Origin of the sequence: Streptomyces sp. NPDC058295 (genome assembly GCF_042880655.1) — a bacterium.
In the GTDB taxonomy this organism is placed as follows: Bacteria; Actinomycetota; Actinomycetes; order Streptomycetales; family Streptomycetaceae; genus Streptomyces; species Streptomyces coriariae.
In genome coordinates this window covers 203,511-218,002 of sequence record NZ_JBHVYO010000005.1, presented here as the reverse complement: position 1 = coordinate 218,002, position 14,492 = coordinate 203,511, and the positions used below count along the sequence as shown (strand labels likewise).

The 14,492-nt window shown below is 70.7% G+C and carries 17 protein-coding genes and 4 tRNA genes; 7 read left to right on the top strand and 14 right to left on the bottom strand.

Features of this window, described 5'->3' with window-relative positions:
* Positions 1–49: 49 nt before the first annotated feature.
* Together secE and ACFVYS_RS07750 are read right to left on the bottom strand one after the other, a co-directional pair.
* On the bottom strand, positions 50–337 hold the full coding sequence (gene secE, locus ACFVYS_RS07755; protein ID WP_389499825.1) for a preprotein translocase subunit SecE: 288 nt from the start codon (positions 335–337) through the stop codon (positions 50–52).
* Positions 338–450: 113 nt separating this feature from the next.
* Positions 451–523 (bottom strand) — tRNA-Trp (locus ACFVYS_RS07750).
* 216 nt (positions 524–739) lie between these two features.
* Here ACFVYS_RS07750 and ACFVYS_RS07745 point away from each other — a divergent pair.
* Together ACFVYS_RS07745 and ACFVYS_RS07740 are read left to right on the top strand one after the other, a co-directional pair.
* The gene (locus ACFVYS_RS07745) at positions 740–1,966 is read left to right on the top strand and encodes a pyridoxal phosphate-dependent aminotransferase (protein ID WP_389499823.1); all 1,227 of its coding nucleotides are present in this window, start codon (positions 740–742) and stop codon (positions 1,964–1,966) included.
* A 130-nt stretch (positions 1,967–2,096) separates the two neighbouring features.
* Entirely contained in the window at positions 2,097–3,125 is a 1,029-nt protein-coding gene (locus ACFVYS_RS07740) for an adenosine deaminase (RefSeq protein ID WP_389499821.1), read from the top strand.
* Positions 3,126–3,151: 26 nt separating this feature from the next.
* Here the strand turns inward: ACFVYS_RS07740 and ACFVYS_RS07735 are convergent, their stop codons facing one another.
* The 8 genes from ACFVYS_RS07735 to ACFVYS_RS07700 all read right to left on the bottom strand — a co-directional run bounded on the left by ACFVYS_RS07735 (position 3,152) and on the right by ACFVYS_RS07700 (position 8,136).
* On the bottom strand, positions 3,152–4,207 hold the full coding sequence (locus ACFVYS_RS07735; protein ID WP_389499819.1) for a UDP-N-acetylmuramate dehydrogenase: 1,056 nt from the start codon (positions 4,205–4,207) through the stop codon (positions 3,152–3,154).
* Between the two features lie 167 nt (positions 4,208–4,374).
* A complete protein-coding gene (locus ACFVYS_RS07730; protein ID WP_389499817.1) occupies positions 4,375–5,832 on the bottom strand; it encodes a DHA2 family efflux MFS transporter permease subunit in 1,458 nt (485 codons plus the stop codon).
* A 115-nt stretch (positions 5,833–5,947) separates the two neighbouring features.
* On the bottom strand, positions 5,948–6,517 hold the full coding sequence (locus ACFVYS_RS07725) for a TetR/AcrR family transcriptional regulator (RefSeq protein WP_389499815.1): 570 nt from the start codon (positions 6,515–6,517) through the stop codon (positions 5,948–5,950).
* 104 nt (positions 6,518–6,621) lie between these two features.
* Positions 6,622–7,050: a MaoC family dehydratase gene (locus tag ACFVYS_RS07720; protein WP_389499813.1), complete on the bottom strand. Its 429-nt coding sequence runs from the start codon at positions 7,048–7,050 to the stop codon at positions 6,622–6,624.
* Between the two features lie 7 nt (positions 7,051–7,057).
* Positions 7,058–7,540, bottom strand: a complete 483-nt coding sequence (locus ACFVYS_RS07715; RefSeq protein WP_389499811.1) for a MaoC family dehydratase N-terminal domain-containing protein — start codon at positions 7,538–7,540, stop codon at positions 7,058–7,060.
* A gap of 151 nt (positions 7,541–7,691) precedes the next feature.
* Entirely contained in the window at positions 7,692–7,856 is a 165-nt protein-coding gene (gene rpmG, locus ACFVYS_RS07710) for a 50S ribosomal protein L33 (RefSeq protein WP_018834916.1), read from the bottom strand.
* Between the two features lie 88 nt (positions 7,857–7,944).
* Positions 7,945–8,017 (bottom strand) — tRNA-Met (locus ACFVYS_RS07705).
* A gap of 46 nt (positions 8,018–8,063) precedes the next feature.
* A tRNA-Thr gene (locus ACFVYS_RS07700) sits at positions 8,064–8,136 on the bottom strand.
* 271 nt (positions 8,137–8,407) lie between these two features.
* Between ACFVYS_RS07700 and ACFVYS_RS07695 the strand changes: the two genes are divergently transcribed.
* Both ACFVYS_RS07695 and ACFVYS_RS07690 read left to right on the top strand, forming a co-directional pair.
* Entirely contained in the window at positions 8,408–9,676 is a 1,269-nt protein-coding gene (locus tag ACFVYS_RS07695) for a hydrolase (protein WP_389499810.1), read from the top strand.
* A gap of 87 nt (positions 9,677–9,763) precedes the next feature.
* Positions 9,764–10,420 (top strand): SDR family oxidoreductase, encoded by a 657-nt coding sequence (locus ACFVYS_RS07690; protein WP_389499808.1) that lies wholly within the window; start codon positions 9,764–9,766, stop codon positions 10,418–10,420.
* A 49-nt stretch (positions 10,421–10,469) separates the two neighbouring features.
* On the opposite strand, the gene ACFVYS_RS07685 is transcribed toward ACFVYS_RS07690, so the two are convergent.
* Complete coding sequence (locus ACFVYS_RS07685) at positions 10,470–10,691, bottom strand: hypothetical protein (protein ID WP_078616067.1); 222 nt, start codon at positions 10,689–10,691, stop codon at positions 10,470–10,472.
* Between the two features lie 98 nt (positions 10,692–10,789).
* Between ACFVYS_RS07685 and ACFVYS_RS07680 the strand changes: the two genes are divergently transcribed.
* Entirely contained in the window at positions 10,790–11,101 is a 312-nt protein-coding gene (locus ACFVYS_RS07680) for a hypothetical protein (protein ID WP_389499806.1), read from the top strand.
* Between the two features lie 187 nt (positions 11,102–11,288).
* Here the strand turns inward: ACFVYS_RS07680 and ACFVYS_RS07675 are convergent, their stop codons facing one another.
* A complete protein-coding gene (locus tag ACFVYS_RS07675; protein WP_389499804.1) occupies positions 11,289–11,513 on the bottom strand; it encodes a hypothetical protein in 225 nt (74 codons plus the stop codon).
* A 317-nt stretch (positions 11,514–11,830) separates the two neighbouring features.
* Positions 11,831–11,912, bottom strand: a tRNA-Tyr gene (locus ACFVYS_RS07670).
* A 225-nt stretch (positions 11,913–12,137) separates the two neighbouring features.
* Between ACFVYS_RS07670 and ACFVYS_RS07665 the strand changes: the two genes are divergently transcribed.
* Complete coding sequence (locus ACFVYS_RS07665) at positions 12,138–12,626, top strand: YajQ family cyclic di-GMP-binding protein (protein WP_020132689.1); 489 nt, start codon at positions 12,138–12,140, stop codon at positions 12,624–12,626.
* A 106-nt stretch (positions 12,627–12,732) separates the two neighbouring features.
* On the opposite strand, the gene ACFVYS_RS07660 is transcribed toward ACFVYS_RS07665, so the two are convergent.
* Positions 12,733–12,999, bottom strand: a complete 267-nt coding sequence (locus tag ACFVYS_RS07660; RefSeq protein ID WP_020132690.1) for a GlsB/YeaQ/YmgE family stress response membrane protein — start codon at positions 12,997–12,999, stop codon at positions 12,733–12,735.
* Between the two features lie 186 nt (positions 13,000–13,185).
* Here ACFVYS_RS07660 and ACFVYS_RS07655 point away from each other — a divergent pair, with 186 nt between their 5' ends.
* On the top strand, positions 13,186–14,439 hold the full coding sequence (locus tag ACFVYS_RS07655) for an APC family permease (protein ID WP_389499802.1): 1,254 nt from the start codon (positions 13,186–13,188) through the stop codon (positions 14,437–14,439).
* Positions 14,440–14,492 lie beyond the last annotated feature (53 nt).

Sequence of the window (14,492 nt, the reverse complement as noted above, 5' to 3'; positions counted from 1 at the left end):
GGAACATGCGAAAGGGGCGCCGGATACCTCGGCGCCCTTCGCTCTAGGCTCAGCCAAAAACGTACTTGGCGGCGTGGCTGAGTCCATAGTCAATCACGGTCACCAGGCCGATCACGATGACGACGAAGACGATCACCACGGTCGTGTACGTCGTCAGCTGGTTCCGCGTCGGCCATACGACCTTGCGGAGCTCCGCAACGATCTGCCGATAGAAGAGCGCGAGACGCTTCAGCGGGCCCTTCTTGGCGCGCTTGCCGCCCTTGCGGGTCTTCTTCTGCGCCTCAGGCACCTCGTCCTGGGCATCAGGCGTGTCGATGGAGCCCACGGCATCCGCCATTCGTCCTCACCTGTTCCCGGGTCGTGGCCGTGCCGCGCCCGGTCTGAGCCGCACGGCGATGCATTGCTGGACGTACATGCGCTGCGCACACATCCTGGTGACGGAGTGTGTAGCAGGGCCGGAGGGACTTGAACCCCCAACCGCTGGTTTTGGAGACCAGTGCTCTACCAATTGAGCTACGACCCTTTGTGTGTTCCCCAACGTACCGCATCCGACCGGGTGCTCGGTGTGCACCTGTTGGGGCGCGGCTGTCGAAGGCCAACGACGTGTGAGTGTACGTGGTCTTGAGCGCCTCGTCGAACGGAAAGCGGCCTTGATCGTAATCACTCTGATGTTCAGTCGGCTGACCAGTCCGTGAAACCCGTGTGCCGGGGCGGTTTCCGGTCTGAAACCATGGGTGCCATGAGCGCTGCAACCCCTCCCACCGAGCGCCGGGTCTCCGCCCGCGTCGGCGCGATCTCCGAGTCCGCCACCCTTGCCGTGGACGCCAAGGCCAAGGCCCTGAAGGCCGCCGGACGTCCGGTGATCGGCTTCGGCGCGGGCGAGCCCGACTTCCCGACCCCGGACTATGTCGTCGAGGCGGCCGTCGAGGCCTGCAAGAACCCCAAGTACCACCGCTACACGCCGGCCGGTGGTCTCCCCGAGCTGAAGACCGCGATCGCCGCGAAGACGCTGCGTGATTCGGGCTACGAGGTGGACGCCTCGCAGATCCTGGTCACCAACGGCGGCAAGCAGGCGATCTACAACGCCTTCGCCGCGATCCTCGACCCGGGCGACGAGGTCATCGTCCCGGCGCCGTACTGGACCACCTACCCCGAGTCCATCCGGCTGGCCGGCGGTGTCCCGGTGGAGGTGGTGGCCGACGAGACGACCGGCTACCGGGTCTCGGTCGAGCAGCTGGAGGCGGCCCGCACGGAGAACACGAAGGTCGTGCTCTTCGTCTCCCCGTCCAACCCGACCGGCGCCGTCTACAACGCCGAGGACGCCGAAGCGATCGGCCGCTGGGCCGTCGAGCACGGCCTGTGGGTGATGACGGACGAGATCTACGAGCACCTCGTCTACGGCGACGCGAAGTTCACCTCGCTGCCGGGGATCCTCCCCGAGCTGCGCGACAAGTGCATCGTGGTCAACGGCGTCGCGAAGACGTACGCGATGACCGGCTGGCGGGTGGGCTGGATCATCGGCCCGAAGGATGTCGTCAAGGCCGCCACGAACCTCCAGTCGCACGCCACCTCGAACGTCTCCAACGTGGCGCAGATCGCCGCGCTGGCCGCCGTCTCCGGTGACCTGTCGGCCGTCGAGAAGATGCGCGAGGCCTTCGACCGGCGCCGCAAGACGATCGTGCGGATGCTGAACGAGATCGACGGCGTCCTCTGCCCGGAGCCCGAGGGCGCGTTCTACGCCTACCCCTCGGTGAAGGCGCTGCTCGGCAAGGAGATCCGCGGCAAGCGTCCGCAGGACTCGGTCGAGCTGGCCGCGCTGATCCTGGAGGAGGCCGAGGTCGCGGTGGTCCCGGGTGAGGCCTTCGGTACGCCGGGCTACCTGCGGCTGTCGTACGCGCTGGGCGACGAGGACCTCGTCGAGGGCGTGAGCCGCATCCAGAAGCTGCTGGCGGAGGCCAGGGACTGAGTTCGGACCACTCACGTGGGCAGTCTGCGGGCCGTCTCCCCTCGGGAGGCGGCCCGTTGCTTTGTGCGAGCAAGACCACGATCGGGGAAAGCGCTACCGGGACGACCGGAAGGTACGGCAGGATCCTGGAATGGAGCGTGTACGTGATGTCTCTGAGCTGCCGAAAGCCCATCTGCACCTGCACTTCACCGGATCGATGCGGGCCACCACCGTGCTGGAACTGGCCGACAAGTACGGCGTGCACCTGCCGGACGCGCTGAACGAGGCGCTGACCAGCGGGGAGCCACCCAAGCTTCGGGCCACGGACGAACGGGGCTGGTTCCGCTTCCAGCGCCTGTACGACGCGGCGCGCTCGTGCGTACGCGAGCCGGAGGACATCCAGCGGCTGGTGCGGGAGGCCGCGGAGGAGGACCTGAAGGACGGCTCGGGCTGGCTGGAGATCCAGGTGGACCCGACCTCGTACGCGCCCCGGCTGGGCGGGCTGATCCCGGCGCTGGAGATCATCCTGGACGCGGTGGAGACCGCCTCGCGCGACACCGGGCTCGGCATGCGGGTGCTGGTCGCGGCGAACCGGATGAAACACCCGCTGGACGCCCGCACCCTGGCCCGGCTGGCCGTGCGGTACGCGGACCGGGGGGTGGTCGGTTTCGGGCTGTCGAACGACGAACGCCGGGGCATGGCGAGGGACTTCGACCGGGCCTTCGCGATCGCCCGGGAGGGCGGGCTGCTGTCCGCCCCGCACGGCGGCGAGTTGACCGGCCCCTCGTCCGTCCGCGACTGCCTGGACGACCTGGACGCGAACCGGCTGGGGCACGGGGTGCGGGCGGCCGAGGATCCACGGCTGCTGAAGAGGCTCGCCGACCGGGGCGTGACCTGCGAGGTGTGCCCGGCGTCGAACGTGGCGCTGGGCGTGTACGAGAAGCCGGAGGACGTTCCGCTGCGGACGCTCTTCGAGGCCGGGGTGCCGTTGGCCCTGGGCGCCGACGACCCGCTGCTGTTCGGCGCACGCCTGGCGGCGCAGTACGACATCGCCCGCCGCCACCACGCCTTCACGGACGAGGAGTTGGCGGAGCTGGCCCGCCAGTCCGTACGGGCCTCGGCGGCGCCGGAGGACGTCAGGGCGAAGCTGCTGGCGGGCGTGGACGACTGGCTGGCGTAGCGCGGCGGGCGGAGGGGGCGGGCCGGCTAGAGCCCGGCGCCCACCATCACCGGCTCGTTGACCAGCGTGACCCCGAAGGCCTCGCGTACCCCGGCCACGACCTCGCGGGCCAGCGCCAGCAGGTCCTCCGTGGTGGCCGCGCCGCGGTTGGTGAGGGCGAGGGTGTGCTTGGTGGAGATCCGGGCGGGCCCGCTGCCGTACCCCTTGGTGAAGCCCGCCTTGTCGATCAGCCAGGCCGCGGAGGTCTTGGTGTGTCCCGCCCCCGCCGGGTAGGCGGGCGGCTCCGCGCCGTCGCCCAGCCGCTCCTTCACGCGCGCGTGGAACGCGGCGAAGTCGGCGTCGCTGAGGATCGGGTTGGTGAAGAAGGAGCCGGCCGACCAGGTGTCGTGGTCCTCCGGGTCGAGGACCATGCCCTTCCCGGCGCGCAGCTTCAGCACGGTCTCGCGGGCCTCGGCGAGCGGCACCCGGTCCCCGGGCCCCACGCCCAGCGCGCGTGCCGTCTCGGCGTACTTCAGGGGCGCCGACAGCCCGTCCGCGTCCTCGAGTGCGAAGCGGACGCGCAGGACGACATACCGCTCGGGGTCGGCCTTGAAGCGGCTGTGCCGGTAGGAGAAGGCGCACTCCTCGTTGGTGAGCGTGACCGTCCCGCCCGCCCGGCGGTCGTACGCGATCACCTCGGTGATCGTCGTGGAGACCTCCTGGCCGTAGGCCCCGACGTTCTGGATCGGGGTCGCGCCCGCCGAGCCGGGGATGCCGGCCAGGCACTCGACGCCGGCCAGCCCGGCCTCCACGGTGCGGGCGACCGCGTCGGTCCAGATCTCGCCCGCGGCCAGCTCCAGTCGTGTCCCGACGAGTTCGCAGCCGCGCGTGGCGATACGCAGGGCGGTGCCCTCGAAGCCCTTGTCGCCGATGACGAGGTTCGAGCCACCGCCGACGATCAGCAGCGGCGTACCGTCGGCGTCGGCCTCGCGTACGGCTGCGATCACCTCGGCGTCGGTCGTCGCGGTCACCAGCCTGGCGGCGGGACCGCCCAGCCGGAAGGTGGTCAGCGGGGCGAGCGGGGCATCGTGGAGTTCCTGCACGCGCCCCACCCTACGAGACACCACCGACAGCCCCGCCCGCCCGGCCCTCGACAGCCCGATCCCCCCCCTCGCCGGTCACGGCACGCGCGCGTACGGCCCCGCCGAGGTGGACGGGGCCGTACGCGCGCGTGCCGGACGGGTCCGGGCACTTCTCTGTGCCGTGTGTCTCAGCGGGCGGCGGGCTCCAGCACGGGCGCCGCCTCGGAGTTCGGCTCGGAGTCCGCCTCGGGACCCGCCTCGGAGTCCGTTCGCCGCCGGGCCGGTATCAGCAGGGTGGCGAACCCGGCGAGGGCCACCACCGCCGCGCCCGTGACCAGCGCGGGCCGCAGTCCGTCGACGAAGGTCTGGCCGGACTCGTAGCCGCCCTGCGCCGCGAAGATCGACGACATGATCGCGATGCCGAGGGCCCCGCCGACCTCCCGCAGCGCGTTGTTGGCGCCGGAGGCGATCCCCTGCTCCTGCGGTCGGACGCTGGACATCACCAGGTTGGAGGCCGGGGCGAAGAACAGCGCCATGCCGATGCCGCTGACGATCAGACCGGGCAGCTGGACGGCGTAGGAGGCGTCGACGGTCGCCACGGCGGCCATCCAGCCGAGACCGGCGGCCTGGAGGAAGAGTCCGGTGGCGACGACCGGCCGGCCTCCGACACGGTCGGAGAGGATGCCGGCGATCGGCGCGACGAGCATCGGCATACCGGTCCACGGCAGCATCCTGAGGCCCGCCTCGGTGGGCGAGTAACCGAGGACGCCCTGCATGTACTGGCTGAGCAGGAAGATCGAGCCGAACATCCCGAGGAACATCAGCAGGCTCGCGGCGTTGATCCCGGCGAAGGCGCGGGACCGGAAGAGGCGCATCGGCAGCATGGGGTTCTTGGCCCGCAGCCCGTGCAGGACGAACCCGACGAGCAGGACGGCGCCCGCGAACAGCCCGGTGAGCACGAGCGGGCTGGTCCAGCCGTCGGCCGGCCCGCGCACCAGGCCGTAGACGAGCCCGAAGAGGCCGCCGCTGGCGAGCAGGGTGCCGGGGAAGTCGAGCGGGGCACCGGTGCCGTAGGACTCGGCGAGGCGCAGCCGGGCGAGCGGCAGCAGGGCGAGGCCCAGCGGAACGTTCAGCCAGAAGATCCAGTGCCAGGACACGTGTTCGGTGAGGCTGCCACCGATGAGCGGCCCGGAGGCGACCGCGAGTCCGTTGACCGCGCCCCAGATGCCGTAGGCCATTCCGCGCTTGGCGGCGGGCACGGCCGCCGTGAGGAGGGTGAGCGTCAGCGGCATCATGACGGCCGCGCCGACACCCTGGACCGCGCGGGCGGCGATGAGGGAGTCGATGCCGGGGGCCATGGCCGCGGCGGCGGAGGCGGCGGTGAAGACGGTGAGCCCGACGAGGAACATCCGCCGGCGGCCGAACCGGTCGCCGAGCGCCGCGCCGAACATCAGGAGCACGGCGAAGGTGAGCGTGTAGGCGCTCACGGTCCATTCGAGGTCGCCCAGCCCGCCGCCGAGATCCTCGCGGATGGACGGCAGGGCGGTGGTGACGACGAGGTTGTCGAGGGCCGCCATGAACCCGGCGACGCTGGTGATGACGAGGGCCCAGACGGCTCCCCCGCGACGTGCGGTCTGCTCTGACATCGCTTCTGACATCGCTCCCCCAGCGGGTGGTCGAATTCCGGTTAGTAATTGATGACTAACTTTTGCGCCCATGAAAATGCGCCCTTCGATGGCACCGGCGACCCCGCCGCCCGCGCTATTTCTCCAGTCGGCCCTTGATCCGAGCCGAGGGATACATCCCTTCCCAGACCCGGTGTCCGGGCGCGAACCCCATGGCCACCAGGCAGTTGACGAGCATGCCGTACGCCATGAAGGTCGTCGTCTCGTTGACGTCGGCACCGAGGGGCAGATGGACGGTGTCCCAGAGCCGCATCCACCCGGCGCGCACGGCCTCCCCGAAGCCGTGGTCACCCTCCGCCTCCGCGGCGGCCACCGCGACATACGTCTGCATCTGCATCATCAGCTGTTCGGGCTGCTCCGCGATGACCCTGGTGTACGCGTTCGCCATGGCATGCAGGGCCTCTTCGCCCTCCAGCCCCCTGGCGGCCTCCGCGAACGTGCGGACGGTGTCGTCCATACAGCGCTCGGAGGCCGCGAGGAAGATCGCTTTCTTGCCCGCGAAGAGCCGGAAGAGATACGGCTGCGAGACACCCACCCGCCTGGCGATCGCCTCGGTGGAGGTGCCGTGATAGCCACCCCGGGCGAACTCGCTCGTCGCCGCGCGGATGACGCTCTCGCGCCTCTCGTCTGCGCTCATCCTGACCATGCGACCAAGTTAGTGCTCAATCACTAACTAAGTCAAGGCCCGTCAACGCGTAAGGGGCGCCTCCCCAGGGAGGGCGCCCCTTACGTCGTGCGTGCCGCCTCGGATCAGGCCAGCCGTACGACCGCCCGGGACATCCCGAGAACCTTCAGCCCGTCGCTGGTCACCGTCAGGTCGACCCGCACGGTGTTGTCGTCGAGCTTGGCGCCCACCTTGCCGGTGACCTCGATCACGGCGCCCTGGTCGTCGTTCGGGACGACGACGGGCTTCGTGAAGCGCACGCCGTAGTCGACGATCGCGCCCGGGTCGCCGATCCAGTCGGTGACGACGCGTACCGCCTCGGCCATGGTGAACATGCCGTGCGCGATGACGTCCGGCAGGCCCACCTCCTTGGCGAACTTCTCGTTCCAGTGGATGGGGTTGAAGTCCCCGGAGGCACCCGCGTACTGCACCAGCGTGGCGCGGTTCACCGGGAAGGACCGGGCCGGCAGTTCGGTGCCGACCTCGACGTCGTCGTAAGCGATCTTCGCCGTCATCGGTTCCTCACGCCTTCCCGTCCGTGGCGTCCACGGATTCCACGGATTCCGCCGCGCGGGCGACGAGCTTGGTCCAGGCGGTCACGACGTGCTCGCCGCTCTCGTCGCGGACCTCGCCGCGGATGTCCAGGATGTCGTTGCCGGCCATGGACCTGACCGCCTCGATGGTCGAGGTGACCGTGAGCCGGTCACCGGCGCGCACCGGGCGCCGGTAGGCGAACTTCTGGTCGCCGTGCACCACCCGGCTGTAGTCGAGGCCCAGCCGAGGGTCCTGGACGACCTGCCCCGCCGCCTTGAAGGTGATCGAGAACACGAAGGTCGGCGGCGCGATCACATCGGCGTACCCGAGCGCCTTGGCGGCGTCCGGGTCGGTGTACGCCGGGTTGGCGTCACCGACGGCCTCGGCGAACTCGCGGATCTTCTCCCGACCGACCTCGTAGGGATCGGTGGGCGGGTAGGTCCGCCCGACGAAGGACTGGTCGAGCGCCATGGCCTCGGCACCTCCTGGTTGCTCTGCTGCTCCGCTGTTCCGTTGCTCTGGTGCTGTACCGCTCAGCGTTGCTCTACTGACCGGTACGGGTCGCTCAACGACACGAGGCCGCCCCCGATCACTCGGGGACGGCCTCGCATACGAGCCTGATTTATCGCGTTTCGCGGTGCGCGGTGTGCGCGTTGCAACGCGGGCAGTGCTTCTTCATCTCCATTCGATCCGGGTTGTTACGCCGGTTCTTCTTGGTGATGTAGTTCCGCTCCTTGCACTCCACGCAGGCCAGCGTGATCTTCGGGCGGACGTCGGTGGCAGCCACAGGAGTGCTCCTTGACGAACGGATGGGACATATAACGCATGAAAGAGTAGCCGATCGAAGGACCGACCCCACAATCGGCTACCGTCAGTAGCGGTGACCGGACTTGAACCGGTGACACAGCGATTATGAGCCGCTTGCTCTACCGACTGAGCTACACCGCTTTGATGGGATCAGGTCCCGCCTTGCGACGGGAACCTCACCCACCAGAGCCCCAATACGGAATCGAACCGTAGACCTTCTCCTTACCATGGAGACGCTCTACCGACTGAGCTATTGGGGCGAGCGATGAAGACATTACACGGTCCGCAGCCGTTCACCCAAATCCGTTTCGCGAGGCCCTCCGGGACCGCCCGGAGGGCCGATTTCCCGAGGTCCCAGCGGCCTCCCGGGCCCCTCCCGCACGCCGGACCACACCGGTACGACTATTGCGCCCCTCCCCGCCGGCGCCGAAACGCCGTCCTAGGCTCGACTCACTCTGCGTGATCTTGCGTCCCCGCGACCGCGCGTCACCCACGTCCCCGCGCAGTCCCGAGCCGAGCCCCTGGAGCGCGATGCCCGACAGCCAGCCGCAGCCGCCCCCTTGGCCGTCGTCCTCGTCCGGCGCCATGGGAGGTTCGCCGGACCCGGCCGCCCTTCTGCTGAGCGGGGCGCGCCTGACGGACGGCCGGACCGTGGACGTACGGCTGGGCCGCGGGCGCATCGAGGCGGTCGGCACGGCGGGCAGCCTGACGACCGGCCCCGCCCGCGGCGGCACGCGCGTGGACCTCGGCGGCTACCTCCTGCTCCCCGCCCCCGCCGAGCCGCACGCGCACGCCGACACCGCGCTCACGGCCGATGCGGACGGCCCGGTCTCGTACGCCCCCGAGGACGTCCAGCGCCGTGCCACGGAGGCCGCGTTGCTGCAACTGGGCCACGGCGCGACGGCGCTGCGCGCCCATGTGCACGTGGGCGACGTCCAGGGCCTCGGCGCGCTGGCCGCCGTCCTGCAGGCCCGGCGTGCCCTGCGCGGGCTCGCCGAACTGACGGCGGTGGCGATGCCGCGGGTACTGACCGGGGCGGCCGGGGCGGACGGGCTCGCGATGCTGCGGGACGCGGTGAAGATGGGCGCATCCGTGGTGGGCGGCTGCCCGGACCTGGACCCCGATCCGATGGGCTACGTGGAGACCGTCCTGGAGGTCGCCTCCGAGCACGGCTGCCCCGTCGACCTGCACACCGACGCCGCCGACCCGGCCCGCCTCGCCCGCCTCGCCGCGATGGCCGGCGGTCTGCGCCCCGGCGTCACCCTGAGCCCCTGCGGCGGCCTCGACGACCTCCCCGCCGATACGGCCACCCGCACCGCCGACCAACTCGCCGCCGCCGGCGTGACGGTGGTCTGCCTCCCGCAGGGCGGCTGCGGCACCGCCGACCACCGGGACGCGGCGCCCGTACGGCTGTTGCGCGCGGCCGGGGTCCGGATCGCGGCGGGCAGTGGGGCGTTGCGGGACGTCTCCAACCCGGTCGGCCGCGGCGACCCCCTGGAGGCGGCCTACCTGCTCGCCTCCCGTCACGGCCTGCGTGCCGAGGACGCCTACGACGCCGTGAGCACGTCCGCGCGAGCCGCGCTGGGCCTCCCCGAGGTCCGCGTGGAGGCGGGCTTCCCGGCCGACCTCCTGGCCGTCCGCGGCGACCGATTGGCGGGCGCCCTGTCCCTGGCGTACAGCAGGATCGTGATCCACCAGGGCCGCGTGGTGGCCCGCACGAGCGCGGTCCGCGAGTACCGCAGCTCGACAGCCGCCCCGGAGTGGGGCCTGCCCAGACAGGGACGGGGACAACTGTCGTAGGACGGCGGGGCGGGCCGGGGAGTTGAGCCGGCACCCCCGGGTGAGGTCATGCGGCGGATGCGGCTGTCCGGGCGTACGGTCGGAACCATGCGCATTGTCATCGCTGGTGGTCATGGTCAGATCGCGTTGCGGCTGGAGCGCCTGCTCGCCGCGCGCGGGGTCGAGGTCGCGGGGATCATCCGCAAGGCGGAACAGGGCGACGACCTCAGGGCGGCGGGCGCCGAACCGGTCGTCCTGGACCTGGAGTCGGCGTCCGTCGAAGCGGTCGCGGAGCGGTTGCGGGGCGCGGACGCGGCGGTGTTCGCGGCGGGTGCCGGCCCGGGCAGCGAGGTGGGCCGCAAGAACACCGTGGACAAGGGCGCGGCGGTCCTGTTCGCGGACGCGGCGGTCCGGGCGGGCGTACGGCGCTTCGTGGTCGTGTCGTCCATGGGCGCGGATCCCGACCACCCGGGTGACGAGGTCTTCGACGTCTACCTGCGCGCCAAGGGCGAAGCGGACGCGTACGTGCAGGGTCTGGACTCCCTCGACTGGACGATCCTGCGCCCCGGCGCGCTCACGGACGACGTCGGCACCGGCCTGGTCCGCCTGGCGGCCCGCACGGGCCGCGGCTCCGTCCCACGCGACGACGTGGCCGCCGTGCTGGCCGAACTGCTGGACACCCCGGCGACGTCCGGCCTCACCCTGGAACTCATCAGCGGCTCGACGCCGGTGCCGGTGGCCGTCAAGGCGGTGGCGGGCAACTGAGGAAACCCGCACGCCGCAAGACGCCGTGGAGCGGCGGCACGCGAGAACGCTAGAAGAGGGGTAGCTGTCCCGGAAACTCCGGGACCACATACCCGTCCAACGACGGCTGGGCCGCGCCCAGTTGTGCCGTGCTGCGCGAGCCGGGGCAGGAGACGAGGTCCCCGGTCCCGCGCGCGCCCGGCGGGTCGTGCCGGGCGAACCGTCCGGCGACGACGGCGATCTCGCGACGGCATACGGGGCAGGTTCTACGACGACTGGACGCGCTGGACATGTCGTCAGTCTGCCCCAGTGGGCCACGCGGGTACCCCACGGCGGGACGCGCCCCGCTCACCGCGCGGAAGTGCGATCACCTCCCTAGCATCCGTACACGTGGCACATACCTTCGAGGAACTCGTGGAGAAGCAACGCGCGGCCGACGAGGCACACGCGAGGGTCGAAGCGCTGCGGGACACGTACGGCGCACCCACGGCCACCCCCTGGCCGGAGATCCAGACCGACACCTACGAAACCGCCTGGCGCGCCTGGCGCGACCTCGCCCGCGACGTACAGGCCGCGGTGACCGAACACGCCAAGGACGAGAACAGACCGCGCAACGACATCGAGGCAGAGGTGAAGAGAGCGGCGAAGACACCCTCGCCGGAGGTCTCCGAACCCCCGGATGACCCCGCCGAAGGGAAATGAAGCGGGCAGCCGCCACCCAGGTGTCTCCCTGTCCCCCTGTCCTCCTGCCCCCCCCTGTCCTCCGCACCCGAAGAAACCCCTCCGCTCTGCGTCTGCGCAGGTCGGAGGGGTTCCCTCTGTCAGTGTGACGCCACCAGGAGTCGAGCGGCCCCTGTCGGTGGCGTCGACCGCCGGACGGTGCCGCGGCTCAGCAGGTGCCGGCCCGCACGGACTGCCACGGCATGCCGCACGGGTTCAGCGACGGACCCGCAGGCTGGACGAACCGGTAGAGCGTGTGGTTCTCGCAGACCTGGACCTGTCGAAGATCCAGGCAGGCGTCGTTGTTGAAGGTGAGGGCCTGGGCCGAGCCGGACCCCATGAAGACGGCGACGCCGGCGACGCCGGTCGCGAGGGCAAGACCGATCTTGCGCATTGTTTCCCCCAAGGATTGGTAGGCGCATCGAAAGTGGCACCACCATCGTGCTGACCTGCCAGGTGGGTGCACAGGTCACGAACCGTTCACCGGTGACCGGTTGGGCTCCGGAACAACAGCGATCGCGCACTGCGCCACTTCGCCTCGACGTCGTCCGCGCCTCCATATGATCTTCGCCACGCGCCGTGGCATCCCCTGGCACAGTTCTGGAGTGCAACCGCGGCTCGTTGCGGAAAACCTGCGCCGCTCACCGGGGAACATGACGAAGGGCCCGTCACCTGCTGTGTAAGCAGGTAACGGGCCCTTCGTTCTCAGCGTGGCGGCGCCAGGATTCGAACCTGGGAAGGCTGAGCCGGCAGATTTACAGTCTGCTCCCTTTGGCCGCTCGGGCACACCGCCGGGTTTGCCACCTGTTCGAACCGCTTTTCGGCGGTGCTCCCTGGCAACGACGTAAACGATACCCGATGCCCAGGGGTGCTTCGCCACCTGATTCCTCCCCGCCCGGAGCGAGCGGGATGACTAGGCTTGTGCGGATGCGGCCCGGGATCACGCCGGGCTCGGCGGTCGCCCCCACGTACGCCGATACGCACCCGACACGCACCCCGATACAAGGAGCCACAGGACATGGCCGACTCCAGTTTCGACATCGTCTCGAAGGTCGAGCGGCAGGAGGTCGACAACGCCCTCAACCAGGCCGGCAAGGAAATCTCGCAGCGCTACGACTTCAAAGGCGTCGGCGCCTCGATCTCGTGGTCCGGTGACAAGATCCTGATGGAGGCGAACTCCGAGGACCGGGTCAACGCCGTCCTCGACGTCTTCCAGTCCAAGCTGATCAAGCGCGGGATCTCCCTCAAGGCGCTGGAGGCGGGCGAGCCCCAGCTCTCCGGCAAGGAGTACAAGCTCTTCGCGGAGATCAAGGAGGGCATCTCCCAGGACAACGCGAAGAAGGTCGCGAAGCTCATCCGCGACGAGGGCCCCAAGGGCGTGAAGGCCCAGGTGCAGGGCGAGGAACTGCGTGTCAGCTCCAAGAGCCGCGACGACCTCCAGACCGTCATCACCCTGCTCAAGGGCCAGGACTTCGACTTCGCTCTGCAGTTCGTGAACTACCGGTAGGCGGCCGGACGAACACGAGCCGGACGGACGCGAGCCGGACAGCTACGAGCAGGGGTGGGCGCCCGCGGGGTGCCCACCCTTCTCGTTCGGTCCGCCGCGGAGGCGCTCAGTCGCGTGAGTTGCCGAACAGCAGGCGATAGACGATCAGCAGCACCAGCGAACCGCCGATCGCCGCGGCCCAGGTCGCGCCGTCGTAGAAGTCCTTGGTGATGGGGTGGTCCAGCCAGCGGGCCGATATCCAGCCGCCGATGAACGCGCCCGCGACGCCGATGAGGGTCGTGCCGATGAAGCCGCCCGGGTCGCGGCCCGGCAGCAGGACCTTGGCAATGACTCCGGCCAACAACCCCAGGATGATCCAGCTGATGATGCTCATGTCCTGAACCTGCCCTTCCGTGCTGTGCCCGCGCTGTCCGGACACTGTGATGTCGCTCGCTGCGGACGGGCCGTGCTCGTTTCCGTCGCGCCCCGCGTCCCGCGTCGCACGCGGGTTCAGGTCGTGTCAATGAGGACGACGTCACCACGCCAGACGGTGGTTCCGTCGATCAGTAGGGTGCGGCTCATGACACAGTCCGGATCCCGCCCCGAGCTGCGGCGGACGCTCGGCCTCGGCGACGCCGTGCTCATCGGGCTCGGCTCGATGATCGGTGCCGGTGTCTTCGCGGCGCTCGCTCCCGCCGCGCAGGCCGCGGGCTCCGGGCTGCTGCTCGGACTCGCACTCGCCGCGCTGGTCGCGTACTGCAACGCCATGTCGTCGGCGCGACTCGCCGCCCTGTATCCGGCCTCGGGCGGCACGTACGTGTACGGGCGCGAGCGGCTCGGCGCGTTCTGGGGGTATCTGGCGGGCTGGTCGTTCGTGGTCGGGAAGACGGCCTCCTGTGCGGCGATGGCTCTGACGGTCGGTGCGTACGTCTGGCCGGCGCAGGCGCACGCGGTGGCGGTCGCGGCCGTGGTGGCGCTGACCGCGGTGAACTACGGCGGCGTCCAGAAGTCGGCCTGGCTGACGCGGGCGATCGTGGCGGTGGTCCTGGCGGTCCTCGCTTCCGTGGTGGTCGTGTGCCTCGGGTCCGGCGCGTCCGACGACGGGCGGCTGGATGTCGGGGTCTCCGGGGGTGTCGGCGGGGTGCTGACGGCCGCCGGTCTGCTGTTCTTCGCCTTCGCCGGGTACGCCCGCATCGCGACCCTGGGCGAGGAGGTGCGTGACCCGGCACGCACCATCCCCCGCGCCATCCCCCTGGCCCTGGGGATCGCTCTGGTCGTGTACGCGTGCGTGACGGTCGCTGTCCTCTCCGTGCTGGGGCCGGACGATCTCGGACGGGCGGGGGCGCCGCTGGCCGACGCGGTACGGGCGGCGGGGGTGCCCGGGCTCGTGCCCGTGGTGCGGATCGGGGCAGCGGTGGCGGCGCTGGGCTCGCTCCTGGCCCTCATCCTGGGCGTCTCGCGCACGACGCTGGCCATGGCCCGGGACCGGCATCTGCCCGGCGCCCTGGCCGCCGTGCACCCGCGCTTCCAGGTACCGCACCGGGCCGAGCTCACCGTGGGCGCGGTGGTCGCGGTCCTGGCCGCCACGGTCGACGTCCGGGGGGCGATCGGGTTCTCCTCCTTCGGTGTGCTGACGTACTACGCGGTGGCCAACGCGTCGGCCTGGACGCTCGATCCGGCCCCGGCGAAGCGGATGCTGCCCGCGGTGGGGCTCCTGGGCTGTGTGGTACTCGCGTTCGCGCTGCCGAGGACCTCGGTGGTCGTGGGGGCGGGAGTGCTGGCGGTGGGCGTGCTCGCTTACGGGGTACGACGGCGCCGGGCGGGCGCGCGGTAGCCGTACGACGGCGGCGGGCGGCGGGCGACCGGTTGCGGGTGACAGCGGGCGGG